Source organism: Aureimonas ureilytica, assembly GCF_001475935.1.
GTDB classification, from domain to species: Bacteria; Pseudomonadota; Alphaproteobacteria; order Rhizobiales; family Rhizobiaceae; genus Aureimonas; species Aureimonas ureilytica_A.
Genome location: NZ_LDQA01000027.1, coordinates 1 through 24,965 on the forward strand (window position 1 = coordinate 1; position 24,965 = coordinate 24,965).

22 protein-coding genes and 5 pseudogenes are annotated in these 24,965 nt (G+C 65.3%); 15 read left to right on the forward strand and 12 right to left on the reverse strand.

Annotated elements, in window-relative coordinates:
* Positions 1–335: 335 nt before the first annotated feature.
* Positions 336–1,262: a LysR family transcriptional regulator gene (locus NS365_RS12215; protein WP_058600575.1), complete on the reverse strand. Its 927-nt coding sequence runs from the start codon at positions 1,260–1,262 to the stop codon at positions 336–338.
* Positions 1,263–1,368: 106 nt separating this feature from the next.
* Between NS365_RS12215 and NS365_RS12220 the strand changes: the two genes are divergently transcribed.
* The 6 genes and pseudogenes from NS365_RS12220 to NS365_RS23560 all read left to right on the forward strand — a co-directional run.
* On the forward strand, positions 1,369–2,211 hold the full coding sequence (locus tag NS365_RS12220) for a transporter substrate-binding domain-containing protein (protein ID WP_058600576.1): 843 nt from the start codon (positions 1,369–1,371) through the stop codon (positions 2,209–2,211).
* A gap of 25 nt (positions 2,212–2,236) precedes the next feature.
* The gene (locus NS365_RS12225) at positions 2,237–2,890 is read left to right on the forward strand and encodes an amino acid ABC transporter permease (RefSeq protein ID WP_058600577.1); all 654 of its coding nucleotides are present in this window, start codon (positions 2,237–2,239) and stop codon (positions 2,888–2,890) included.
* Entirely contained in the window at positions 2,887–3,552 is a 666-nt protein-coding gene (locus NS365_RS12230) for an amino acid ABC transporter permease (protein ID WP_058600578.1), read from the forward strand. Before NS365_RS12225 ends, NS365_RS12230 begins: the two co-directional genes overlap by 4 nt.
* Positions 3,545–4,321 carry an amino acid ABC transporter ATP-binding protein gene (locus NS365_RS12235; protein ID WP_058600579.1) on the forward strand — a complete coding sequence of 259 codons (777 nt, stop codon included), beginning with the start codon at positions 3,545–3,547 and terminating at the stop codon, positions 4,319–4,321. Before NS365_RS12230 ends, NS365_RS12235 begins: the two co-directional genes overlap by 8 nt.
* Positions 4,322–4,338: 17 nt before the next feature.
* Positions 4,339–5,301, forward strand: coding sequence for an agmatinase (gene speB / locus NS365_RS12240; protein WP_058600617.1), 963 nt, complete (start codon positions 4,339–4,341; stop codon positions 5,299–5,301).
* 163 nt (positions 5,302–5,464) lie between these two features.
* Positions 5,465–6,514, forward strand: a pseudogene (locus NS365_RS23560) (IS3 family transposase); the annotation flags it as partial.
* Here NS365_RS23560 and NS365_RS12250 read toward each other — a convergent pair.
* Positions 6,433–7,313 (reverse strand): annotated as a pseudogene (locus NS365_RS12250) (IS110 family transposase). The pseudogenes NS365_RS23560 and NS365_RS12250 overlap by 82 nt on opposite strands.
* A gap of 224 nt (positions 7,314–7,537) precedes the next feature.
* Here NS365_RS12250 and NS365_RS23565 point away from each other — a divergent pair.
* Positions 7,538–7,753: pseudogene (locus tag NS365_RS23565) on the forward strand (integrase core domain-containing protein); the annotation flags it as partial.
* Between the two features lie 82 nt (positions 7,754–7,835).
* On the opposite strand, the gene glnQ reads toward NS365_RS23565, so the two are convergent.
* The 5 genes from glnQ to NS365_RS12280 all read right to left on the reverse strand — a co-directional run bounded on the left by glnQ (position 7,836) and on the right by NS365_RS12280 (position 12,417).
* On the reverse strand, positions 7,836–8,564 hold the full coding sequence (glnQ, locus tag NS365_RS12260; protein ID WP_058600582.1) for a glutamine ABC transporter ATP-binding protein GlnQ: 729 nt from the start codon (positions 8,562–8,564) through the stop codon (positions 7,836–7,838).
* The gene (glnP, locus tag NS365_RS12265; protein ID WP_058600583.1) at positions 8,561–9,217 is read right to left on the reverse strand and encodes a glutamine ABC transporter permease GlnP; all 657 of its coding nucleotides are present in this window, start codon (positions 9,215–9,217) and stop codon (positions 8,561–8,563) included. The genes glnQ and glnP overlap by 4 nt, the downstream gene beginning before the upstream one ends.
* A 222-nt stretch (positions 9,218–9,439) precedes the next feature.
* Positions 9,440–10,156 carry a glutamine ABC transporter substrate-binding protein GlnH gene (glnH, locus tag NS365_RS12270; protein ID WP_153003750.1) on the reverse strand — a complete coding sequence of 239 codons (717 nt, stop codon included), beginning with the start codon at positions 10,154–10,156 and terminating at the stop codon, positions 9,440–9,442.
* A 250-nt stretch (positions 10,157–10,406) separates the two neighbouring features.
* Positions 10,407–11,345, reverse strand: a complete 939-nt coding sequence (locus NS365_RS12275) for a glutaminase (protein ID WP_058600584.1) — start codon at positions 11,343–11,345, stop codon at positions 10,407–10,409.
* Between the two features lie 208 nt (positions 11,346–11,553).
* Positions 11,554–12,417, reverse strand: coding sequence for a MurR/RpiR family transcriptional regulator (locus tag NS365_RS12280; protein ID WP_058600585.1), 864 nt, complete (start codon positions 12,415–12,417; stop codon positions 11,554–11,556).
* A gap of 98 nt (positions 12,418–12,515) precedes the next feature.
* On the opposite strand from NS365_RS12280, the gene NS365_RS12285 reads away from it, so the two are divergent.
* Positions 12,516–13,910, forward strand: a complete 1,395-nt coding sequence (locus tag NS365_RS12285; RefSeq protein ID WP_244493560.1) for a Glu/Leu/Phe/Val family dehydrogenase — start codon at positions 12,516–12,518, stop codon at positions 13,908–13,910.
* A gap of 176 nt (positions 13,911–14,086) precedes the next feature.
* Here the strand turns inward: NS365_RS12285 and NS365_RS23570 are convergent, their stop codons facing one another.
* Positions 14,087–14,317, reverse strand: a complete 231-nt coding sequence (locus NS365_RS23570) for a DDE-type integrase/transposase/recombinase (RefSeq protein WP_430515421.1) — start codon at positions 14,315–14,317, stop codon at positions 14,087–14,089.
* Between NS365_RS23570 and NS365_RS12290 the strand changes: the two are divergent.
* From NS365_RS12290 to NS365_RS25335, 7 genes and pseudogenes are all read left to right on the forward strand, one after another.
* Positions 14,304–14,705: pseudogene (locus tag NS365_RS12290) on the forward strand (IS3 family transposase); the annotation flags it as partial. The gene NS365_RS23570 and the pseudogene NS365_RS12290 sit on opposite strands and share 14 nt — an antisense overlap.
* 169 nt (positions 14,706–14,874) lie before the next feature.
* A complete protein-coding gene (locus NS365_RS12295) occupies positions 14,875–15,780 on the forward strand; it encodes a metal ABC transporter solute-binding protein, Zn/Mn family (RefSeq protein ID WP_058600588.1) in 906 nt (301 codons plus the stop codon).
* A complete protein-coding gene (locus NS365_RS12300) occupies positions 15,777–16,610 on the forward strand; it encodes a metal ABC transporter ATP-binding protein (protein ID WP_058600589.1) in 834 nt (277 codons plus the stop codon). Before NS365_RS12295 ends, NS365_RS12300 begins: the two co-directional genes overlap by 4 nt.
* A 5-nt stretch (positions 16,611–16,615) precedes the next feature.
* Positions 16,616–17,524 (forward strand): metal ABC transporter permease, encoded by a 909-nt coding sequence (locus tag NS365_RS12305; protein ID WP_058600619.1) that lies wholly within the window; start codon positions 16,616–16,618, stop codon positions 17,522–17,524.
* A gap of 8 nt (positions 17,525–17,532) precedes the next feature.
* Entirely contained in the window at positions 17,533–18,372 is an 840-nt protein-coding gene (locus tag NS365_RS12310; RefSeq protein WP_058600590.1) for a metal ABC transporter permease, read from the forward strand.
* Positions 18,373–19,267: 895 nt separating this feature from the next.
* A complete protein-coding gene (locus tag NS365_RS25260; protein ID WP_343286842.1) occupies positions 19,268–19,693 on the forward strand; it encodes a tyrosine-type recombinase/integrase in 426 nt (141 codons plus the stop codon).
* Positions 19,615–20,080, forward strand: a pseudogene (locus NS365_RS25335) (transposase zinc-binding domain-containing protein); the annotation flags it as partial. The gene NS365_RS25260 and the pseudogene NS365_RS25335, both read left to right, overlap by 79 nt.
* A gap of 216 nt (positions 20,081–20,296) precedes the next feature.
* On the opposite strand, the gene NS365_RS12325 reads toward NS365_RS25335, so the two are convergent.
* The 4 genes from NS365_RS12325 to NS365_RS12340 form a co-directional block, all read right to left on the reverse strand.
* Positions 20,297–21,133 (reverse strand): hypothetical protein, encoded by an 837-nt coding sequence (locus NS365_RS12325; protein WP_058600593.1) that lies wholly within the window; start codon positions 21,131–21,133, stop codon positions 20,297–20,299.
* A 10-nt stretch (positions 21,134–21,143) separates the two neighbouring features.
* Positions 21,144–21,992 (reverse strand): formyltetrahydrofolate deformylase, encoded by an 849-nt coding sequence (gene purU, locus NS365_RS12330; RefSeq protein ID WP_058600594.1) that lies wholly within the window; start codon positions 21,990–21,992, stop codon positions 21,144–21,146.
* A gap of 206 nt (positions 21,993–22,198) precedes the next feature.
* Positions 22,199–23,596, reverse strand: coding sequence for an aminomethyltransferase family protein (locus NS365_RS12335; RefSeq protein ID WP_058600595.1), 1,398 nt, complete (start codon positions 23,594–23,596; stop codon positions 22,199–22,201).
* 125 nt (positions 23,597–23,721) lie between these two features.
* Positions 23,722–24,915: an ABC transporter substrate-binding protein gene (locus NS365_RS12340; RefSeq protein WP_058600596.1), complete on the reverse strand. Its 1,194-nt coding sequence runs from the start codon at positions 24,913–24,915 to the stop codon at positions 23,722–23,724.
* Between the last annotated feature and the right edge of the window lie 50 nt (positions 24,916–24,965).

Genomic DNA, 24,965 nt, shown 5'->3' on the forward strand with positions numbered 1-24,965 from the left:
TAATAGGTCCTGAGCCTAGGGCTCTAGAGCCGATCATGCCCATCGCGTGGTCAGGACGCGCAACAGATGGAGCTGCCTCGCTCGTTCCGATCCCATCGTGGGAGGGCCCGACCGGGTCGATCCCGAAGAGAAGCACGACAGCCAAGGAATCACACATCAGCAAGGGCAAACAGCAGATCAGGAGCGCTTGACCTCAACACGCCGTATAGAGAAGAGCCCTACAACGAAATCCATCCCATTCCGCGCTCAGAATGCGCTCGCCCCGCGAGTTCATTCGAGCTCAATCTTCGTAGCCAAAGTGTCCGATCAAACGGGGGGCGCTCCACGGCGAGAGTTTACGCCGACGCCTTCGAGCGCTGATGCAGCCTGGCAGTTGCGATGCCGGCAAGTTCGCGGATGAAGAGGTCCAGGACCGACGAGGCCCGCTCGGCTTCGCGCGTCGCGATCACGAAGGGCGAGGGGATGGAGGTTTCCGGTGCCATGACCGGCACCAGTTCCCCTTTGTTAACCCAAGCCTTGGCGTAGTGGTCGGGCAGGTAGCCGAGAAAGCGGCCCGACAGGACGAAGATCGCGACCGCCTCCATGTTGGAGGCCGTCGCCGACACGCGGGCGCCCGGGAAGTGTTGGAGCTCCCGAAGGTTACTGTAGGGACGCACGACGAAGGGATGGGCCTCGACGTCCGCCCGCGTCAGGTCGGCCGTCGCCTTGGCGCGCAACGGATGTCCGGGCGAGCGGTAGAGCGAGTGCGCCTCGGTGCGCAGCGGCGTGAAGCGAAGTCCCCGGTAGGGTTGGATCTCGGGCAGGATGGCGATGTCGATGCCGCCGTTCCCAAGGTCCGCGACCAGATCCTCCGGGATCTTGATTACGATCTCGACTCGCGCCTCGGGCGCACGCTGGGTGATGGCCGCGACCACCTGATGGATCGGCAGTTCGTCGTCCGTCACGGTATTGTCGACAAGGCCGAGCCGCAACGTTCCAGTGATGCGGTGACGAAGATCCCCGACGTCGCTCTCGAAGGAGTTCAACGACAGGAACAAAGCCTTGGAGCGTTCGTAGACGACGGCGCCGCGGTCGGTCAGCTCAAAGCCGCTGCGCCCACGCCGGCAGAGACGGAAGCCGAGCCGGTCCTCCAGAGCCTTCACATGGAAGCTGACGGCCGATTGGCTGAGGCCGAGCGCCACCTGCGCGCCGAGGAAGCTTCGATGCTCCACGACCGAGCGGAAGACGGCAAGCGAGCGAAGGTCGGACTGCGCAATCTGCATCGGCGATACATCAAGATCCTCGATGTGAAGGCCATACCTTTCCTATTCTTCGGGAGCAAGCGAACTGCTTTTCTGCGTTCGTTCGAAACGCCCTCCGGAGCCCAGCATGCGCCTCCCCCGCCTCCGCCATGCCGCCTTATTCTCCGTCGCCATCGCTCTCCTCGGCCCGTCCCAAGCCTCCGCCGGCCTCCTGGACGAGGTGAAGGCGAAGGGGGTCCTGACTGTCGGGACCGAAGCCCGCTTCCCGCCGTTCGAGTTCGTGGAGAACGGCGAGATCGTAGGCTACTCCGCCGACATCATGCGCGAGGTCATGGCCGCCCTGCCGGGCGTCCGCTTCGAGCGGCTCGACCTGCCGTGGCAGGGCATCCTGCCGGGCTTGGCCGCCGGCCGCTTCGACTACGTGGTCACCTCCGTCACGGCGACGCGCGAGCGTGCGGCTGCCTACCACCTTTCTGTCCCCGTGGCGGACGCCACCATGGCCATCCTGAAGCGCAAGGGTGACTCCGAGATCGCCAAGCCTGAGGACATCGCTGGCAAGCCCGTCGGCTCGCAGGCGGGCTCGGCCCAGCTCGCCGCGCTCCAGACGCTGGCTGGCGAACTGGAGAAGGCCGGCACTCCGGTTTCCGGCGTCACGACCTATGTCGACTTCAGCGAGGCCTATGCCGATCTGGCCGCCGGGCGCATCCGTGCCGTCGTCAACTCGCTTCCGAGCCTCCTAGAGGCGGCGCGCCAGCGGCCTGACGTGTTCGAGGTCGTCCAGCCGACTTTCGGGCCGAAGACCTACTTCACCTGGGCCGGGCGCAACGACGCCGAAAGCGCAGACCTGAACGCGCTGGTGGACGCCGAACTTGTCAAGCTCAACCAGTCGGGAAAGCTGCGCGAGCTCCAAAAGAAGTGGTTCGGGGCCGCCATGGATCTGCCCACCAGCTTGCCCGAGCCGGCGAGCTGAGGGGTCCGTCCCAGGTGAACCAGGCATGATCGCGTTCCTGCAAGACCACGGGCCGGCCCTCTTGGACGGCTTGGCGACGACGATCCTCGTCAGCAGCGGCGCGCTCCTTCTCGGTGCGCCGCTGGGCCTCGTGATCGCGGCCTGCACCCTGTCGCCCCGTCATCTGTCGACGGGAGCGGCAGGCCTCTACCGATCCTTTTGGCGTGGCACACCGATCCTCGTTCAGCTTCTCGTCGTTTTCTACCTCCTGCCGATGGCCGGGCTTACGATCCCGCCCGCCCTGGCGGCGACCCTTGCCCTCGCGCTGAACACGGCGGCGTTCCAGTCCGAGATTTACCGCGCTGGTCTCCTCGCCGTGCCGCGGGGACAGATCGAGGCGGCACGACTCTTGGGCATCGGCCGCAGGGCCGCCTTCCTGCGCATTGAGGCGCCGCAGGCCGTTCGCCTGATGTTGCCCGCGCTCGTCGGCGAGATGCTGGCGCTGGTGAAGAACTCGTCGCTGGTCTCGGTCATCGCGGTGACGGAGATCACCCGGCGGGCGCAGCAGATCGCCTCGGCCACTTTCCGGCCGCTCGAGGCCTATGGTGCGGCGCTGATCCTCTACCTCGCCATTGCTGCCGTCCTGGCGGGAATCGGCCTCTGGCTCGAACGGCGGTTGGCTTCGGGAGGGCGGGCATGACTGGCTGGCTCACCCCTGCGGAGCTTACGCTCTTCGCGCAGGCCTTCGCGACGACGCTCGCCATCTCTGCGGCGGGCATCCTTCTCGCCGTTTTTCTGGCCATGCCGTTGGCCGTCGCCCTGCGAAGCCGCTCGGCCTTCCTGCGCTGCCCGGCGCGCCTCTACACCGAGTTCATGCGTGGCGCGCCGCTCGTGATCCTCCTGTTTCTCCTGTACTACGGCGGGCCCTCGGTCGGCCTGCTCCTGCCCGCCACGACCATTGGCGTCGTCGGGCTCGGATTCTACGGCGCCGCCTACTTCGCCGAGATCTTCCGGGCGGGGCTGGGCAGCGTGCCATGGGGCGAAGTCGAGGCTGCACGCCTCCTAGGCCTCAGTCGCTCGCAATGTTTCCTAAGCATTGAGGCACCCCAGGCGGCGCGGCTCTGCATCCCCCCGGCGACCGGACAGGTGATCGCGCTCGTCAAGGAATCGGCGGTGCTCTCGATCATCACCATCAGTGAGCTGACCAAGGTCGCTGGCGAGATCAGCAACATGAGCTTCGCCGTCGTCACCCCCTACCTCACCGCCGCGCTGCTCTACTGGGCACTGGTGGAACTTGTCGCCCGCCTTGGCTTGCGTGCCGAGCGCGCCCTGCGCACAACGGAGACCCGGACCCATGCTTGATCCCGTGATCCGCGTGCGTGGACTGACCAAGCGTTACGGCACCCGCACCGTCCTCGATCGGGTCGATCTCGAAGTCGCCGCCGGGGACGTGACGTGCATCATCGGCCCGTCTGGCTCGGGCAAGTCGACGCTCCTGCGGTCGATCGCCTTCCTGGAGACCTACGACGAGGGCGACGCGCTCGTTTTCGGCAAGCTGATGGGCTGGCGCGAGACGCCGCTAGGGCGCGAGCTGGCGGGCGAGCGGGAACTCGCCGAGGCACGCGCGCCGCTCGGCATGGTGTTTCAGCATTTCCACCTTTGGCCTCATCTGAGCGTCCTCGACAACGTCACGCTTGCCCTCCGCCTCGTCGGCAGGATGGGGCGCCGGGAGGCCGAGACGGCCGGCCTCGCCATGCTGGAGAAGGTCGGGCTGGCATCGCATGCGCGCCATCGTCCCGAGCAACTGTCGGGCGGCCAGAAGCAGCGTGTGGCCATCGCCCGGGCCCTCGCGGCCAAGCCCCGTGTCATGCTCTTCGACGAGCCGACATCGGCGCTCGACCCCGAGCTTGTCGGCGAGGTGCTGGGCGTCATGAAGACGCTCGCCGCCGAAGGGATGACGATGCTGATCGTCACGCACGAAATGGGCTTCGCGGCCCATGCCGCAAGCCGCGTCGTGTTCATGGACGGCGGACGGATCGTCGAGGAGGGGCCGCCTAAGCCTCTCTTCGCCGAACCTTCGAGCCCGCGCCTCGCACAGTTTCTGCAAACCTGGCGCGAGCGCGCCCTATGATCCCGGAAGGACCGACGATGAGCGCACACGGATACGACAAGGGCCGCCTGAACCTTCCCTTCGTCGGCATCTCGACCTTCGCCAAGAGCCCCTATGTCGAGGACTGGAGCCGAATCGACGCTGACGTCGCGATCCTTGGCGCGCCCTACGACTTCGGCACGCAATGGCGCGCGGGTGCCCGCTTCGGACCACGCTCGATCCGCGAGGCGTCCACGCTCTTCTCCTTCGGCCATGCGGGCGCCTACGACCACGAGGACGACGTCACCTATCTCGACGGCGTCCGGATCGTCGATATCGGGGACGCCGACATCGTGCACACGGACACGATCGCCAGCCATGCCGCGATCGAGACGGGCGTACGTGCCATCCTGGCCTCGGGCGCGATGCCCGTGGTGCTTGGCGGCGACCACTCGGTCAACATTCCCTGTATTGCGGCGTTCGAGGACCAGGAGCCGATCCACCTCGTGCAGCTCGACGCCCATCTCGACTTCGTCGACGAGCGGCACGGGGTGCGCCTTGGCCACGGCAGCCCGATGCGACGTGCCGCCGAGCGTCCATGGGTGACCGGCCTGACGCAGCTCGGCATCCGCAACGTCTCGTCCACCGCCAAGGAAGGCTACGAGGCGGCCAGGGCGATGGGCTCGGACATCCTGTCGGTGCGCCAGATCCGCAAACTCGGCGTCGATGCCGTCGCTGAGCGCATCCCGGCGGGCAAGCGGTACTACCTGTCTATCGACATCGACGGCTTCGATCCGTCCATCGCGCCCGGGACGGGAACGCCGAGCCACGGCGGCTTCACCTACTACGAGGGCTTGGAGTTGATCGCGGCGCTCGCCAAGCGCGGCGAGATCGTCGGCATTGACCTCGTTGAGGTCGCGCCGGACTACGACCACTCCGGCTCTACCGCCATCCTAGCATCTCAGATCCTGCTGAACGCGATTGGTCGCATTTGTCACCGGCGGAACGCCCTTCGAGGCTGATACTAGATCAACGGCAGCAACTACTTCCTCCAAACCCCTGCGCAAAGCGGACGTCCGGCAAGCCACTACTCGATCCCGAGGGGAGCCTGGTCCTGACCCGTGAAACTGGTCCGGACGGCGTGAGAATTTTCGGGCACGATTTTTCGGTGAGAGGAGAGAGCCGATGCCCAAGAAGCGGTTCACGAACGAGCAGATTGCCTTTGCCCTGCGGCAGCCGGAGAACGGCACGCTGGTGGCGGAGATCTGCCGCAGTTCGAGCGAAGACCGATCGATCCTGTGAATCGATCGGCGCGAGAACGGGGGTCGCCGAAGCGACCTTCTATCGCTGGAAGAAGGTCTATGCCGGGATGGGCGTGTCGGAGATCCGGCGCCTGAAGCAGCTCGAGGAGGAGAACGCCAAGCTGAAGCGTTTGGTCGCGGATCTCAGCCTGGACAAGACGATGCTGCAGGATGCCCTGCGAAAAAATGGTGAAGCCCGTTCGACGCCGCGAGGCAAGTCCGGCACTTCCAGGCGGCCTATGCCGTATCGGAGCGCCGGGCCTATCAGGCCAGCGGCTTTGGACGGGCTTCCCATCGCTACAAGTCGCGCCGCGATCCGGCACCAGCGCTGCGCATGCGGTTGAAGGATCTGGCCGCGAGCCGGGTCCGCTATGGATATCGACGCCAGCACATCCTGCTCCAGCGCGAGGGCTGGGTGATCAACCACAAGCGCGTGTACCGGCTCTACAGCGAGGAAGGGCTGTGGATCCGCACGCGAAGCCCGAAGCGCCGGCGGTCCTCGCGGTACCGGGTGGGCCGGGCCACGGCGGAGCATGCCAACGAGGTCTGGTCGATGGACTTCGTGTCGGACCGGCTGTTCGACGATCGGCCGTTCCGAATCCTGACCATCCTCGACTGCCATACGAGAGAGGCTCTCGCGACCTGTGCGAGGACGAACTTCCGGGCGTATCAAGTCGCCGAGGAGCTCGACCGGCTCGTTGCCCTTCGCGGCAAGCCGGCGAGCATTCGGGTGGACAACGGCCCGGAGTTCGCCGGTCGGATGCTCGATCAGTGGGCCTACCTGAACAAGGTCGAGCTGGACTTCTCAAGGCCGGGAAAGCCTACGGACACGGATGTTGTTGGAAAGCCCCTTTATGATGGTGCCGGCGCTTTCTCCTCCCTCGCTTCCCTCGCGGCGTGTCGGGTCCGCCATCGGGATGTGAGGTCAGCGTACGCCATCTCCGCTGCCTCGACCGGCGCCCGCTCCGCGGCTCGCTTCTCCGGGACATTGTAGTCGTAGGCTGCCCCGCGCTTGGCGTGCTCAGCTGGCAGTCCGGCCTTCAGTTCGATGTTGCGGAACTTGCGGGCCAGAAGGGCCGGTCGCACCCAGATGTAGTCTTCGTTCTTCGTCAGCATGTGCCAGATGATCATTGCCAGCTTGCGGGCGGTCGCGACAGCCGCGATCGGCTTGCCCCGTTTGGCCGCGATCCGCTGGAAGAAGGCGCGCAAGGGGCCGGGCAAGCTCTGCGCCGCGATCCACTTGCGTCCGCTGATCCCGGTCAGGTTCCCGTGCGGGCATGGCGGGACGAGATGCGCGTGCAGGATCGACTGGATGAGGTTCTTGAGCCGGACCCGCTGGTGCACAAGCTGGGTCCGGCGAGCGATCTGCCGTCTCACGGCAAGGGTCGGCTCGTCCGGAACCCACACCTGCGGCAGGAAGCCGGTGGCGTAAAGCTTGGCCAGCACGGCCGCATCGATCGCGTCGGTCTTGATCTTGGCGTGCGCGATCAGCCTGACCTGCTTGGGATTGGCGATGACGACGCGGCCACATGAGGCGCCAGCACCTCGACGGCGGCAGCGGCGTTGCCTGTCGCCTCGACGAGGACGTGATCGTCCTTGGCAAGAGCGGTTCGCGCGAACGCCTCGAGGCTGTCGCGCAGCATGGGAATGCGGCCGAGCTTCACCAACTTGCCGTCGAGCAGCGCCACGGCCTCGGCCGCCACCCGGTGGATATCCATGCCGACGATCCGCATGTCCTCCTCCTGGTCTGTGACATCAGGGGAGCCGGCGGGCGACACGACAGTTACGGATCTGCGCTTGCAGCGCATCCGGGCTAGTCGCAGGGGCGGCCAGATAACGACTTCGAGCTCGCAGCTCATGTCAGTGCGACGGCCTGCCCGCACTCTTCGTGCTCCCGGTGCCCCGTGGCCCGGATCGGAGAAAGCTATCCGCTCCATCCCATCTCGGGAACAGGGAACCGGCGCCATCATGCCGGAATGCCTTCATCGAGAGCTTCAACGGCAAGTTCCGAGCCGAGTGCCTGAACCAGCACTGGTTCATGAGCCTTGACGACGCGGAGGCCAAGATGGAGGCTTGGCGTAGAGACACCAACGAAGTCCGCCCTCACAGCGCGATCGGTCACAAGACCCCGATCGAGCTGATGAAACGCTCGGACGGCAGCCCGCCCGCCTGAGCAAATCACCCCGGAAATCTTCCAGCCGGGCGGTCCAAAGTCGGGGGCACGTCACAGCCCATCCATGCGGAGTCCATACCCGTCAGTGCACGTGACGAAGAAATTCGCGCAGCCTTGGGTTCTGAGGGGTAGAGATGAGTTCAGCAGGAGGGCCGTCCACCGTGATTTTGCCGCCCTCCATGAAGATCAGCCGTGTCCCGACCTGACGGGCGAAGCCGATTTCATGCGTGACGACGATCATCGTCATCCCCTCTTCGGCCAAGGATTGCATGACGTACAACACCTCCTGGCGCAGTTCGGGATCGAGCGCCGAGGTGGGCTCGTCGAAAAGCATCAGCTTGGGACGCACGGCGAGCGCCCGGGCGATGGCGACGCGCTGCTGCTGGCCACCCGACAGCTCGCCGGGATAGTGGCCGGCGCGCTCGGCGAGGCCGACCTTGGCGAGCAGTTCGCGGGCTTCCTCCTCGGCCTGCCGCTTCGGCGTGCCGCGCACGTGGCGGGCGCCGAAGGCGACGTTCTCCAGCGCTGTCATCTGCGGAAAAAGATTGAACTGTTGGAACACCATACCCGCTTCCTGGCGGATGAGGCGCACGGTTTTGGAACCGCCCTTCACGCTGTGCCCGTCGACCATGAGGTCGCCGCCATCGATTTCCTCCAGCGCATTGATGCAGCGCAGGAGCGTCGATTTGCCGGAGCCGGAAGGGCCGATCAGCACCAGCTTCTCGCCGACGGGGATGGAAAGGTCGACGTTGTCGAGGATGGTGACGGTGCCGAACCGCTTGGTGACACCTTTGAATTCTACGATGCTCACAGGATCCGCATCCTCTTTTCGGTGGTACGCAGGACGAGCGACAGAACCGCCGTCATCGCGAGATAGATGATCGCGACCGCCGACCAGATTTCCACCGCGCGGAAGTTCGAGGCCATGATCTCCTGCCCGGAGCGGGTCAGTTCGCCCACGCCGATGACGATGAACAACGAAGTGTCCTTCAGGCTCACGATGCACTGGTTGCCGAGGGCCGGGGTCATGCGGCGGAAAGCGAGCGGGCCGATGACGTAGGCCAGCACCTTCCAGAACGGCAGACCCAAGGCCAGACCGGCCTCCCTCAGGCCCTTGTGGACCGACAGGAAGGCCCCGCGCACGATCTCGGCGATGTAGGCGCTGGAATTGATGACAATGGAGATGATCGCGGCCGAGAGCGGGTCGATCCGCACATCCGCCAGAAGGGGAAGTGCGAAATAGATGAACATGACCTGCACGATGATGGGCGTGCCGCGGATGAGCTCGACGTAGATGAAACACAGCCAATTGAAGACGGGATGGCCGTAGGCGCGGACGAGACCGACGAGTGTGCCAATCGCCATGCCGCCGACAAGACCGACAAGGGCGATGAATATCGTCAGGCGCGCGCCCTTCAAAAGTTCCGGCAGGGCTTGCCAGATGACAGACCAGTCAAAATCCATAGGACGCAGATCCCTGCGAGGAGGACGGAACACGTCCTGCCGATAAGACGGAAAGGGAGCGGAGAGGCCGGCGGCGGGCTACGGGCCGCCGGGCGTTACCGCGACGACGATGACCCGGTCCCCGGAGAGGACGGGTCACCCGCTCGTGCGATCGCCGGAAGGCAGCGCCGTCGCCCGGCCCGGTGACCGACCTGGGCGACGACGCGGCTCGTCAGCGTCGGATCACTGCTTCGGGGGCTCTTCGCCGAACCACTTGGCGTAGATCGCCTTGTAGGTGCCGTTGGCCTTCAGCTTGGCCAGGCTCGCGTTGACCTTTTCCCTCAGCTCGCTCCCCTTCTCGAAGGCCATCCCGTATTGCTGGGCCTGGAGCTGCGGACCCACGGCCTGCACCTTTCCCTGCCCATTCGTCTTGATGAAGTACAAGACGTTCGGGGCATCGTGCAGGGCCGCGTCCGCGCGGCCCGTCTGGACCTCGAGATAGGCGTTGTCGATGTTCGGGAAGAGGCGCAGCTCCGCGTCCGGGAAGTTCGCCTTGGCATAGTCAACGGACGCCGTTCCGGTCTTCACGGCGAGAACCTTGCCCTTGAGGTCCGCACCCGACTTGATGGCGCTACCTTTCGGCACGATGAAAAGCAGGCCGCTGTCGTAGTACGGGTCGGAGAAGTCGACGGCCCTTCGACGCTCGTCCTTGATGGTGATACCCGCGATGCCCACATCCACTTGATGCGTCTGCAGGCCCGGGATGATGCCGTTGAAGTCCATCGGCTGGAGCTTGTAGGTGACGCCCATATCCTTGGCGATCGCATCCCACAGATCGATGTCGAAGCCGACATATCGGTCGCCCTGCTTGAACTCGAAGGGCACGAAGGCCGTGTCGGTGGCGACCACCAGATCTTTCGCCCAGCCCGGCACGGAGGCCATCGTGGCCGCGCCGGCCATGCCGAGCACAGCGATCGTCTTCAGTAGAGTATGCAAGATTGTCCTCCCAGACATGGCCGCTTCAGCACAGTGGCGACCTGGCGACGGGAGATGCCCGAACTCTCCTCGCCGTACAATCGACCCGCAACATGTTAGGCGGCGAATTGTTGGTTACGCACCAATCGTTGCGCTTGGGCGCAGCGTGCAAGCCCCTTCGAGCCGCCCTCACCATAACGCTCGGTCGGCGAGGTAGCGCCGAGTCAAACCGCCCCTAGGGACCGAAAATCGACCATCCCGTTCTTTTGACGAGGCGTTCGAGGGCGAACTGACCGAGCAGCGAATTCCCGGCACGGTCGAGGCCGGGCGACCAGACCGCGATCGAGGCCGTGTTGGGAGCCACGGCGATGATGCCGCCGCCGACGCCGCTCTTGCCGGGCAGGCCGACCTTGTAGGCGAAGTCTCCCGAACCGTCGTAGTGGCCGCAGGTCAGCATCAGCGCGTTGATGCGGCGTGCTCGCTCGCTCGTCACGACAGCGCGTCCCGTCGCCGGGTCCGCTCCTCCGAAAGCGAGATAGCGCGCCGCCGTGGCGAGCTGCCGGCAGGACATGGCGATGGCGCATTGGTGAAAGTAGACGCCGAGCGTGAACTCGACCGGGCGCTCGATCACCCCGAAGCTTTTCATGTAGTTCGCAAGGGCGGTGTTGCGGAACCCAGTCCGTTTCTCCGAGTCGGCCACGGTCTTGTCGATCACGATCCGCCGGTCTGCGGCGAGAGACTGAAGGAAGCGCAGGATTTCTCCTATCGCTTCGCGTGGCTGATGTGAGGCCACGATGACATCGGTGACGGCGATGGCACCCGCGTTGATGAAGGGATTGCGCGGAACGCCGCGCTCGAGTTCGAGCTGGACGATCGAATTGAACGGGTTGCCTGACGGCTCCCGGCCGACCCTCTGCCACAGACGGTCGCCGATCATGCCGAGCGCCATGGTCAACGTGAAGACCTTCGAGATGCTTTGGATCGAAAACGGCGTGTCGCTATCTCCAGCTGCGAAGACACGCCCGTCCGCATCGACGACGACCATGCCGAACTGACGCGGATCGACATGGGCGAGTTCCGGAATGTACCGGGCGACGTCTCCGCGCTCCGTCATTCGACCGACCTCGTCGGCGATTTCCGCGACGACGCTCGCAAGGCAGGGGTTTGACGACATCAACTACACGTCCTTCTACGGCGCCTGGCTTCGCAGGATGGCTTGCGAGGAACGGTCCGGCGGGGTCGGCACGGATCGGCGTGGCCAGCATCGGTCCCGGGGGGCGGTCTCGCGGGAGCCGGGATGCATGTCGCCCGCGTCCGTTTCAATCGCTCAGCATCAAGTCAGTGCAAAGTCTGTGAATTTCGCACCAGCCGTTGCGATGCCGTCAGCGATTGGCGCGATCGAGATAGCGGTGGAGCGAGCGATACTCCTTGAGCCGCGCCGCCGCGCCGCCCTCGTTCAACGCATGCATGCGCACCAGAAGCCGCTCGAGCACGATGGTGGGGCCGACAAGGGAGTTGAAGTAGGACGTTCCCTCGGCGGCGACGAAGAGGATGTCGTCGGCCAAGCGATAGATCGGCGACAGCTTGTTGTCCGTCAGCGCCAGGATGCGCGCGCCGCGGCCCTTGGCATATTGGGCCAACCGGATGGAGAGCTGCGCGTAGGGCTTAAAGGACAGGACGAACAGCACATCGCTGCTACCGATGCCCGCCAGCTGGTCGATGGCGTAGCTGCTCTCACCCGTAATGATCAGGAGGTTCTTGTGCGCATGCTGGCCGCAGTAGTGAAAGTGCTGCGCCAAGGCCTGCGAGGTTCGGAAACCGGCGATGTAGTTGACCTTGGCCCGCGCCAGGATGGCCGCGACGGCGTCGAGCTCGGCGACGGTCGGGTTCTTGATGGCGCGGACCACCATGTCCACCTGCGTCGCCAGCATGCTGCCCGGCCCCACCTGCGGGGAGGCCTGGGCTTTCTCCAGCGCCACCACCGGGTTCTCGACCAGTGCGGCGGTCGCGAGCTGCCGGATTTCGTCGAAGGACGCGAAACCCAGCTTCTTGAAGAGGCGGATCGCGCAGTAGGGCGAGACGTTCGCGCTGGCGGCGAGCTTGCGCATGCTGCTGAAGGCGACGTCCGTCGGCCGCTCCATGATGACCTTGGCGAGCAGCTGCTCCTGTGGCGTGAGACCGGGAAAATGCGCCGCGATCGAATCCTGAAGCTCTGTGTAGCCAGAGAACCGCACCGAACTGCTCATAAACGCTCCTGCTTTGCACCACCTGTTGCTCTCGTTGCCCCTTCTAGCATCGAATGTTTGCGCCTAGGAGAGCCGTCACCGAAATGGGAGGTCATACGGTGTTCAACTTCATCCAGGCCGTCGAGGAGCAATTCGACGAAGCCGCCACGTCGCTTGCCCTCGAGCCGGCGCTCGCGCACAAGATCAAGGTCTGCAATTCGTCATATACGGTGAAGTTCGGTGTCCGTCTGCGCGGCACGCTTCATACGTTCGAGGGGTATCGTGCCGTTCACTCCGATCATATCGAACCGGTCAAGGGCGGGATCCGCTATGCGCCCGACGTCGATCGGGAAGAGGTCGAAGCCCTCGCGACCCTGATGAGCTTGAAGTGCGCGCTCGTCGACATCCCGTTCGGCGGTTCGAAGGGCGGACTGAAGATCGACAATGCGCAGTGGAGCGTCGCCGAACGCGAGCAAATTACCCGGCGTTTCGCAGCCGAGCTAATCCGTCGCAATCTCCTGAGCCCCTCGCAGAACGTGCCCGCGCCCGACGTCGGGACCGGCCCGCTCGAGATGGCCTGGATGGCCGACCAGTATCGGCGAACCCATGCCGCGGACATCAATGCGCCGGGCTGCGTCACGGGCAAGCCGCTGACGCATGGCGGGATCGAGGGGCGAACGGAAGCGACGGGGCTCGGGGTGCATTTTGCTGTCCAGGCTTTTCTCCAGTCGGAGGAAGCCCGTGAGCTTGGCTTTCCCGCCTCCGTGGCCGGCATGACCATCGCCGTTCAGGGCTTCGGAAATGTCGGTTCGCACCTTGCGCGCTTCGCATCCCGGGACGGAGCGAGGATCGTCGCCGTCAGCGACCGGGACGGCTGCATCGCCAACCCGGATGGCCTCGACATCGCTGCGCTGACGTCGCACATGAAAGCGACGGGTGGCCTTTCCGGCTTCAACGGCGGCAGCTTCAACGCCGATCGCGACGCGGTGCTTGCCACCCCTTGCGACATTCTCGTACCGGCGGCCCACGAGGGCGTCATCACGGCCGACAACGTCGAGCACGTCGAAGCCAGGCTCGTCGTCGAGGCGGCGAACGGCCCCGTGACGCCCGAGGCGGAGCGTCGCCTCGAAGAGCGCGGGATTCCTATCATTCCCGACATCTTCGCCAATTCCGGCGGCGTCGTCGTTTCATACTTCGAGTGGGCGAAAAATCTGTCACGCATGAGCTTCGGCCGCCTCGAGCGACGCCGGGAACAAATCCTTTTCAACACATTGCTCGGCGAAATGGAAAGCCAGAGCAGCTGCAAGCTCACCCCTTCGTTTCGGGAGCGCGTGAACGAAGGTCCGACCGAGCGCCAGCTCGTGGAATCCGGCCTCGAAGATACGATCGCCACGACGTTCGAGCGGATCACGTCCCTTCGACGGCAATCCCCTGATAAACTCAGCATGCGAAAGGCTTGCTATATGCTGGCCATCCAGTCGATTGCAGAGCATTACAAAACAATGGGTTTGTGATCGTATACGTGTATCTCCCGAGTCAATCTCACGCAATTTGCTGACGGAGAGCGCTGAAGTATGCGGCTGCCTGTCCGAGCTGGCAGTCGTTTTCAGCTAACTCTCGCGGTTGCGCCGTCTGTCACGGCTGCATCGCGAGAGCGGATTGGCCGGCTTCTTTATTCGGCAAGTCGAGGTTACGCGCTTCTGTTGGAGGGGATCACCGAAGGCCGGCGATGCGGCGAGCGGTTCAAGGCCTTGCTGAGAAACTGCTTCGCCGCCTTCGTCGTGCGGGTTCGCAAGAGATGGAAGTCGAGCGTCTCGCCGCCTCTGCCGATGGCTCGGTAGAGATACATCCCTTCGCCCCGGACCGAACCGCGCCGTGTTTTCCAGAGGCTCCAACGTCCAAATAGGATGAGAGCCGTCACGAGCAGACCGACGAACAAGGTTTCGCCCGAGGTCCGCGAACGTGCGGTGCGGCCGGTGTTGGATCATGAGGGGGATCGTTCGTCCCGGTGGATGGCCTGCCAGTCGATCGCGACGAAGATCGGCCGCTCGGCTCACACGCTGCTGGCTTGGGTGAAGAGAGCCGGGATCGATGCCGGCAAGAGGGCCGGCATGCCGACGCAGGTGGCTGAGAAGACGAACGCTCCCGAGCGGGAGAACCGGGAGCTTTGGCAGGTCAACGAGATCCTGCGCAAGGCATCGGCCTATTCTGCTGAGGCCCCTTTCGCCGAATGACAAGCGTTCGGCTGCCGGGCGAGGGGAGCTCGACCGCCCATTCAAACGATGATCGCGTTCATCGACGATCACCGCAAGGCGTAAACGAAATGGCCTGCGGAAAACTCGGGGCGATTCACTGCGCATCGGTCCGGATTTCCCCGGGTCGATCTGATAGGCGCTAGACATGTAATGTTATATCATATCTAAAGGCGTCCTGGCTTGGCGCTCGCGCCTTTTTCCATTGACGCGCAGGATGAAGCACATGACGCTTGTTCGCATCGCCGCGACCCTCGGCCTTATGGTTTTGGCCGGTTCCGCATCCGCTCAGACGCCCTCCACGATCCAGGTGATCGGGGTCGAGAACGAATATGCCGATGTCATCCGTCAGGTCGGTGGCAAAGCCGTGCATGTCGAGGCGATCCTGACCGATCCCAACACGGACCCACACACGTTCGAAGCCAGCCCGAAGCTCGCAATGGCCTTCTCGCAAGCACAGCTGGTGGTGGAGAACGGCGTCGGCTACGACAGCTGGGCCGATAAGCTGATGGCGGCGTCACCCAACGCCGAGCGTCAGGTCTTGAACGTGCAGAAGCTCCTGAACCTTCCCGACGACATCGAGAACCCGCATCTTTGGTACGATCCGAAGACGATGCCGGTGGTCGCCATGGCGGTGGCCGACGCCTTGGCCAAGCTGCAGCCCTCCGAGGCCGCGACCTTCCATGCCAATGCGGAAGCCTTCGTTGCCTCGTTGAAGCCGTGGATGGACAGTATCGCGGCCTTCAAGGCAAAGTATCCCGACACGCCGGTGGCGACGACGGAGCCGGTCGCCGACTATCTCCTGAAGGCCATGGGCTGCAAGCTGATGACGCCCCAGACCCTGGAAAAGGCCGTGATGGACGGTACCGATCCGGCTCCGCAGGACATCACGATCCAGAACGAGCTGTTCTCCAACCATAAGGTCAAGATCTTCGTCTATAATCAACAAGTGACCGACGCCTTGACCACGTCCTTCCTCGACGCCGCCCAGAAGGCAGGGGTTCCCGTCGTCGGTGTCTACGAGACGATGCCGACCCCCGGATATACCTATCAGTCGTGGATGCAGGCCGAGGTCGAGGCACTCACCAAGGCTGTCGCCGACAAGACGTCGACCCTATCGTTGCAGAAGTGACGACCGACACCCTTCCGCTCGAAGACAAAGTCCTGGAGGTCCGCAAGGCCCGCGTATCGCTCGCGGGCCGGCTGATCCTGGACGACATCGAATTCGCCCTCAGGCCCGGCGAATTCTGTGGTCTCATCGGCTCGAACGGGTCCGGCAAGACGACCCTCCTTAGGACGATCCTTGGCTTCGTATCGCCGGAAAGCGGTCGAGTGATGCTCGGGGGCGGCAAGCGCGCCGCCATCGGCTATGTGCCGCAGAAATTCGCGCTCGATCCCTTGATGCCGTTGCGGGCGCGCGATCTCGTGGAACTGGGTCTCGATGGAGCGCGCTTCGGCATCCCGCTGCCGTCCCGGGCGCGTCGGGCCAAGGTGGATGCGATGCTCCAGGCCGTCGAGGCCGACAGCTTCGCGGACCAGCGGATCGGACGCCTTTCCGGCGGCCAACAGCAGCGCGTTCTGATCGCCCACGCGCTGATCCGGCGCCCACGACTGCTGCTGCTCGACGAGCCGCTGGCCAACCTCGACATCCGAAGCGTCGCCGGCATCGTGGCGTTGCTTCGCCGTTTGTCGCGGGAGTTCCAGACAGCCGTGCTCCTATCGGCGCACGACATGAACCCGCTGCTGTCGGCCATGGACCGCATCGTCTACCTCGCCCATGGCCGCGCCGCCACCGGGTCCACGCAGGCGGTGGTGCGCACGGAGGTGCTGAGCCGGCTCTACGGGTTCCGCATCGACGTCATCCGAGTGCACGGCCGCATCCTTGTGGTAGCGGCCGACCCGGCCGGGGAAGCGCTCGCGACCCTCGGCGGCGACCCGGCTTCCGTGGTCCAGATCCCGTGATCGCCATGCCTGATCTCGTCTCCGCCATCCTCGAACCGGGGCTCCTCACCAGCGCTCCGGTGCGGACCGCCGCCGTGATCGGAGGAGCGGCAGCCGTCGTTTCGAGCGCGATCGGCGTCTTTACGGTGATCCGCGGACAGTCCTTCGCGGGCCATTCCCTGGCCGACGTCAGCAGCGCCGGCGGTGCCGCCGCATTCCTCTTCGGCATCAATCCGCTGCTCGGCTTCCTCCTCATGGGGGTCGTCGCGGCGGTCAGCATGGAAGCGTTTCGCATCGACAGGGCGAGCGAGCGCGACCTCGTCACAGGCATCGTCACGGGAGCCGGGCTCGGCGTGTCCGCCCTTCTCCTTTTCTTGGTCGCGACCACGAAACATACGGCCGCGGGCGCCACCGTCACCGTGATGTTCGGCTCGATGTTCGCGATCTCGCCGACGATCGTCCCCCTTGTCCTAACGGTCGGCGCGGGGGCGATCCTCGGCATCGCACTGCTCTACAGGCCGCTCCTCCTGTGCTCGCTCGATCCAGATCTTGCGGCTGTCCGGGGCGTACCCGTTCGCCTCGTCGGATTGGCGCATCTCGTCGTGCTGGCGCTGGCCGTCGCGCTTTCGGCCATCACGGTCGGCGCCATCCTGTCCACCGCGCTTCTGATCGGGCCGGCCGCCATCGCGCTGCGTTGGGCGAAGCGGCCCGGAACCGCGATCCTGTATGCTGCGGCCATCGGTCTGACGTCCACCTGGGCCGGCATCGTCATCGCCTATGACAGCTATGTCTGGACGGGTGGCCACGGCTGGCCCGTCAGCTTCTGCATCGTCTCCATCATCTTCGTCGTCTACCTGGCGGCCGCGATGGTCTCGCGCGACGGCGCAGGGCGGTCGCCGGGCACGAGGCAATCCCGAAAGGCCAGCGGAAGCTGAGGCAGCGCATGTTCGACGCCTACATGATCAACACTTGGTTGGGCGGTACTCTTGTTGCCGTCGTCGCCGGCGTCGTCGGCTTCTTCGTGGTGATCCGCGGTTCCTCCTTCGCGGCCCATGCGCTGCCGCTCAGCGCCTTTCCGGGCGCTGCGGCCGCAAGCCTTCTCGGCATCGACCAGTTGATCGGCCTTCTGGTGTTCTCGGCACTCGGCATTCTCGGCATCAGCCAGCTGACGCGGCTCGGGCGCAGCGATATCGCTACCGCCCTGACACTCGCAATGCTGCTCGGCCTCGGCGCCCTTTTCCTGAGCCGCACGACGGAATATTTCCAGGCCATCTACGCGCTCCTGTTCGGCGAGATCCTGGGCATCAGCCGCGCGGCGCTCGGCACGGTCGCGGCGCTCGGCGCGGTCTGCCTTATCGCCGTGGCGGTGCTGTTCCGCCCCCTGCTGCTGAGCTCGGTCTCACCCGATCTGTGCGAAGCGCGTGGTGTGTCGGGCGCCTGGATGGAGATCGGCTTCCTGAGCATCGTCGGCCTCGCCACAACGATGGCGTTGCCGGTCGTCGGCGCCTTGCTGGTGTTCAGTCTCATGGTGGGGCCGGCCTCGGCCGCGCGCGCCTTCACGGATCATCCCGTCAAGGCCATGCTCTTGTCGGCAAGCCTGTCGGCTGGAACGGTTTGGATCGCCATCGCGCTCTCCTATCAATTCGACCTGCCGATCGGCTTCTTCGTCGGAGCGATCAGCGCCATCAGCTACGGTCTCGGCCGCCTCCGCGCGCGGCGCGCAGGTCGCTTCCCCGATCCGGGGCTCGTCTCTGTTCGGCGTGTCGAGGCCGGGCACTCCTGAGCAGATGTCTCGTCTTGGCCGCCGAGTGATCCCTTGGCTGTCGCGCTTCTCTTCGGGATCGCCCGGTGGGGCTTCCTCCGATCGGATCGGACTGAGCGAGGCAGCTCCATCTGTGGCGCTTGCCTGTCGCGCGATCGGCACGATCGGCTCTAGGTCTCGTCTGCATTCAAGGGCTGCGGAACAGAAACGCGGCTGCTGGATCGGTTTGGGCGGGGTGTGCGAGTTCAAAGTCCGCACGGCGTCCGTCGCTGAGATCGGGAGCGCTGAGCACCGGACAGACCGACACCGATCCCGAACTGATCACCGAAATGCCGGGCGAACGTCCTCGTGGTCCCGGCGAATATCGGCTCGATGCCCGACGTGGCGCTCGGAAGAGGACGGATGGCGGTTTGGGGGGCGCTCGGCACGGAGCCTATGTCAACACACCCAACACGGCCGATCTCCCCTATCGGGAACGCACGATCCGAGTGGCAAGGTCTTAGAGACTGTTTCGAAAGTCCCCCGGTCGGCTCGCCGGGTCTTTCAGCCCCTCACTTCGTTGCCAATCCTCGCCGATGCCACCGGCATCGACTGCGTTTGGCGCCTCGTGGAGCGGCTGAAATCCCTCGCCGCCCCTCCGCCGGGGACTTCCGAAACAGCCTCTTAAAAAGGGTCGGAAGCGAATGGACCGCCTTCGGGTGTCAGCCCCCTGGGTGGCGATCAGTCCGATGGACGGTTTGCCAGCGGTCCCCTTTTCCGTGAAGATCGGCGACGTCGATTCCACGCGGATGCTGCTGCGCGTCGAGCGCGGCAAGGGCGGGCGCGACCCCAACGCCATGCTGTCCGCCGAACCGCTGGCTCTTCTGCGCGAATGGTGGATCGAGGGCCATCGGCAGGGCATCCTGCATCGCGAGGGATGGCTGTTCCCCGGTCTGAGCTGGGATCGGCCCCTTTCGGCGAATTCACGCATTCGCCTGTCGGGCAAGGCATCTCCACCTACCCGCTTCACCGCATCGTCATCGAGGCGGCGCGGGCCGCCGAAATCCCCAAGCGCGTCGGGCCGCGCATGCTACGCCATTCCTTCGCCACGCACCTTTTCGAGGACGGTGTCGACATCCGCGTCATCCAGGTTCTGCTCGGTCACGCCAAGCTCGACACCACCGCGCTCCATGCCAAGGTCGGGTCCGCACGGTGCGGGCTGTTGTCAGCTCCCTTGATCGCCATGCCCTGTTGCCCGCGAGGGACTGTCGCCTGGCTGAGGCGATGGTCGCCTCGATCGAGGTCGCCGACATCCTGCGCGTTGCGGAACCTGCGTTCCCGGCGAGCCGCGCCGGACGCCTGAGCTTGGCGGAGGTGAAGGTCAAGGTCGGCGATCGAGACCCTTTGCCCGACAGGCGAATGCTGGCATTCGCCGAAAGGAGGCAGCTCCGCCGCGCTCGGCGGCCATCTGCGCGTCGTCCACAATTCATGCCGCAGGTGGCAATGTCCCGGCTGCCAGGGCGCGGCGGCGAGCGCCAGATCGACCTGCTGCCGGTCGGATACGTCCACGTCGTCTTCACGCTGCCCGCCGAGATCGCCTTCCAGAGCAGGCGGGCTGTGGACAGCTCCTTGTTCAGGGCGTCGGTGGGTGACCATGATGACGATCGCCGCCGATCCGAAGCATCTGGGCGCCCGCATCGGTCTCACCGCCGGCCTCCACACCTGGGGCTCGGCCACGACCGACCATCCGCTCGATGATCCTCGCGGTCTGCCCCGGCATGCCTATCAGACCAAAACCCAATAGCCCATCGGCCGGCATCCCGCGGGTGCGTTCTTGCGCGACTTTCCTAAGCCTCACTGCGCGGTCGCCGCTAGGAGAGAGCGCACGACAGCGTGAACCGCACAGGACGCCTTTCTTTCAACCTCCTGCGATCGAGCGGGATATCGTCGGCTCCGCCCCGCCGTGTCACCACGATCCGCGTTCGCGCAGCCAATGTGCTGCGCCCGTCAGGCCGCCGAAGGCGAAGACGTGGATCTGCCGGATCGGGCCGTCCGGATGGGTTTGAACATGGCGCTCGACCGGCGCGACGACATCTTCGGGTGACTGCTGCGTCGCGAGCGCACCGAAGCTCAACGCGCGTTTGCGAAGGAAGCTCAACGAATTGCCGACGCCGCAGGCCATGGCATATTTCAGAAGCGTCGTGAGCTTCGCCGGCCCGGCCACGCCAAGATGGACCGGCAGATCGACGCCTTCGGCCGCGAGCCCCTGGGCCCAGGCGACGAACGCTGGCCCATCGAAGCCGAATTGGGTGACGATCCGCATGCGCACATCGGTTCTGGCTGCGAAATCGGCCTTGGCGCGGAGCGCGCGCATCGCGGCGTCCGCCGAAAAGCCCGAACTCGTCTCGGGGTGTCCAGCGACCGCGACATCGGTGTAGCCGAAGCGGTCGAGGAAGCCCGTTTCGAGGATGTCGAGCGCGGTGGCGAAGTCGCCGGCCGGCCGGTCGGGGCCACCGCCGATCACCAGCATCTCGCGCGCGCCGCCGCGCTCGGCCAGCGCCCCGATACGCGCCTGGACGGCGGCGCGCGCGCCTGCGCGGCGCGCGGCGAGATGGGGCACGGCGACATAGCCAAGATCGGCGAGTCGCCGCACGGCGCGCACGAGGGTCTCGTCCCCGTCCGATCCGAGATCGGTGACGTAGACGCGTGTTGCCGGCGGAAAAAGGCCGGGCAGGTCGGGCGACTCGATCGCCTGCTTCGGACTGACCTCGATGGAGGCGGCGAGGGGAGCGGGGGCCATCATCGGACGAATCTCAGCCGAACACGACGGTCTTGCCGCCGTTGATCATCACGCGGTCCTGGAGATGGAGCGCGACGGCGCGTCCGAGGACGCGGCGTTCGATGTCGCGACCCTTGCGGATGAGGTCATCGGGCGTGTCGGCATGGGTCACGGGCTCCACGTCCTGCGCGATGATCGGACCTTCGTCGAGATCGGAGGTGACATAATGCGCCGTGGCGCCGATCAGCTTCACGCCGCGCTCGTGCGCCTGGTGATAGGGCCGGGCGCCCTTGAAGCTCGGAAGGAAGGAGTGGTGGATGTTGATGCACCGCCCCGACAGATAGCGCGAAAGGTCGTCGGACAGGATCTGCATGTAGCGGGCGAGCACCGTGAGCTCGGCTTTGCTCGACTCGATGAGATCGACGATCGACTGCTCCTGCCGCGCCTTGGTGGCGGGCGTGACCGGCAGGTGATGATAGAGCACGCCATCGGGCAGTTCGGTCTTCAGAAGCTCGCGAGGATGGTTCGAGACCACGCCGACGCACTCCATGTTCAACTCGCCGAGCTTCATGCGGTAGAGGAGGTCGACGAGGCAATGGTCGAAGCCCGAGACGGCGAGGAGCACCTTGCGCCTCTCGTCGGCCGGTCGCAGCGTCCATTCGAGGCCGAAGGCTTCAGCGGGTTGGGCGAAGGCGGCGCGGAAGGCGGCGAGCCGCTCCTCCGGCAGCTGGAAGCGGATGCGCATGAAGAAGGAGCCGGTGCGCGCATCGTCGAACTGCGCGGCCTCGGCGATATCTCCGCCTTGCGAGGCGATGGCGCCGGCGACGGCCGCCACGATTCCGAGGCGGTTCCGACAGCGGAGCGCGAGACTGTAAGAGAGCATCTTGTCTCCTCGAATTGGAGCGATCGGGCGCGCGGGCGCCCTTGGCCCAGCCGCCGGTGCGGCTGGACGTTGCGGGTCGCAGCAGAATGGGGGAGGGAAGGCGTGAGCCCGCGGCGAGCCGGCCGAGACATCGGGCAGGGACGGACGGTTGCGGGCTCGCTGGGCCGGGCCGTCGCAGCCCGGCCGCGGAAGGGCGCCTTTCTCCCTCAGATCACGGCGCGCAGCTTTGCCTGCGCGGCCTTCGAGAAGGGCGCGGTATGGACCGTCGCCCGGATCGTCGTCTGCTCGTGGTGTTCCACATGCGGCTTGCGCGAGCCGCCCTTGATCTCGCCCCAGGTGAGGACGACCTCGGTGCCCGGCTCCGCATAGGCCTCGTCGATGCCGCAGAGTGACAGGAACTCGCGCTCGTTGATGTTGTAGCCGCAATATTGGGACATGCCGACGAGCGCGCCGTCTTTGGAGCGCACCTCGTCGGCCTGCGGCCAGCCGAAATAGGCCGTGGGCATGTCGAGCGCCTTGTAGATCGGACCGTCGCCCAACTGCGACGCCATGATCTTGTTGATGTCCTCATGGTGCCAGCGAAGGACGCGCTTGACGCGTTTGGGACCCGCGAACTGCGACTCGATCGCCTCGCGGCCGATGAAGTCGTGATCGAACTTCACCAGTTTCTCGTAGCCGAGCGCCGAAGGCGTCCAGTAGTAGTCCTCGACATTGTCGCTGTAGAGGCTGCCGCCGAGCTGCATGTTCGCCTCCCAGCTGTCGGCGGGCAGCCACTCGCGATAGGCGCGCAGATCTTCGCCGGTGTAGATGCCGGGCAGCGGGTAGGGAATCCAACCGTCCTCCAGCGGAGTGGAGTAGTAGGTGCGCGTACCGGCCTGCAGCAGCCCGTGCCGCTCGCCCGCCTTGAGGATGGCGTCGCGCACCGTGTCCATGTCGGCGAAGGGGCCGGAAATCTCGGCGCCCGCGTGACCGGCCATGCCGTGGCGCAGCACGTGAACCCGGCATCCCGCGATGGTCACGTAGGTCGTGTTGAAGAACTTCAGCTCCGGCCAGCCGCCTTCGCAGATTTCGTCGAGAATGGCGCGCGCGTTCGGTCCCTCGAGCTGGAAACGGTACTTGGTCCGCTTGCCGTCCTTGGCGTAGGGCGTCGTCGGATCGAAGGTGAAGTGGACGTCGTAACCCTGGGTCTCGCCGTTGTAGCGGACCCAATTGAGCAGGGGCATGCCGGAGATCAGCTCAAAGCCCTCGTCCTCGCCGTAGTAGTTGAGGATGCAGTCGCCGATATGGTGGCCGCGCGGCGTGCAGGCGAAATACTGCTTGGCGCGGTTCGTCGACAGGTTCGAGAAGGTGCAGGGCGAGAGGTATTCGAGAAGCTTCTTCGCATCCGGCCCCTTCACGTAGAGAACCGGCATGTGGTGAGACTGGTTGAAAAGGACGGCCGTCTCGCGCCATGCACGCTGCTCCTCGCGCCAGGTCGTGTATTCCGGCGCGATGAGCGTGGCGAACAGGCTCGTTCGCGACTTGTGATACTGCGAGATCGTATCGTTGTAGAGATACTCGACGAAGTTCGGCTTGGAATCGATCAGGTCCTGGAGCGAAGTCATCTCTCGTGTCCATTCGGGTTCGTGTGGGATCGGGGCGCGCGCCATCGCTCCCACACGCTCGTGGGTTCGTGATGCGCAGGCATTGCGAAAGGGGCGGCCTCCCTAGTGGCCGGCCCCGGGCCGGGTCAGTCGGCTGCGGCCATCTTGCAGGCCGAGGCATAGGGGTCGGCGCCCCGTTCCAGCGCCAGGTGGGGCGATCCCATCTGCCACTTGCCGTCCGGACCCGCGACGACTTCCAGCGCGTAGTAATTGTCGAGCGGCATGTGGTTGGGACCGAAGACGACCTGGCCGCGCACCGAGTCGAACTGGGCCGCCTCCAGCGCCTTGCGCAGGCCTGCCTTGTCGTCGAGCTTGCCGCCCACCGCCTCGACGGCCGACTTGATGAGCGAGACGGCGTCGTAGGCGGCGGCCGCGTAGTTCGAAGGGTCCCGGCCGTAGGTCTTGCGGAAGTCGTCGACGAAGGTGCGGTTGGCCGGCGTATCGAGATCGGGATACCAGTAGTCGGTGAGGACCGAGCCGAGCGCGCCGGTGGCGTTGCCCTTCTGAAGCGCGGGCAGGGCGATCTGGTCCAGCGTGTAGACGGTGTAGAGCTTGACCTTGTCCTTGAGGCCCGACTGCTCGAACTGGGTCATGAAGGCGGCCGAGCGGCCCGGGTAGAAGGCGAAGAGCCCGTCGGCGCCCGAGGCCGCGACCTTGGAGAACTCGGCCGAGAAGTCCAGCTGCGGGTCGCTCCCCCATTTGGTGAAGTCCTGGCCGACGATCTCGCCCTTGAAGGTGGAGGCGAAGCCTTTCACCACGTCCTGGCCCGCCGCGTAGTTGGGGGCCATCGTGTAGATCTTCTTCACCCCTCGCCGGTTGAGCTCCTCGCCGAGCGCCATCGACATCACGTCGCCTTGGCCGCGCATGGCATAGAAATTCGGATTGCAGAGCTTGCCCGCCAGATCGGAGGGCGCGGCGTTGGTGCTGATCAGGATCGTGCCCGAATCGAGCGCGCTCTTTCGCGACGCGAGGAGCACGTTCGACCAGATGTAACCTGTCAGGAAGTCGACCTTGTCCTGGCGCACCAGCTTCTCGGTCTTCTGTCGCCCGACATCGGGACTGAGCGCGTCGTCTTCGACGACCAGCTCGACCGGGCGCCCCGCCATGGCGCCCCCGGCATGCTGCAGCGACAGGCGGACGGCATCCTCGACGTCGCGCCCGATGATGGCGGCGGGCGTCGTCTGCGTGGTGATGAGGCCGATGCGGATCGGCGCCTGCGCGTGGGCGGTGGTCGACAGGCACGACAGAAGGGCCAGGCCCAGTATGCATCTCGCTTTCATTGATTTCCTCCCCGCCGGCTCCTCCTCCGGCAGCTATAAACAAACAGATC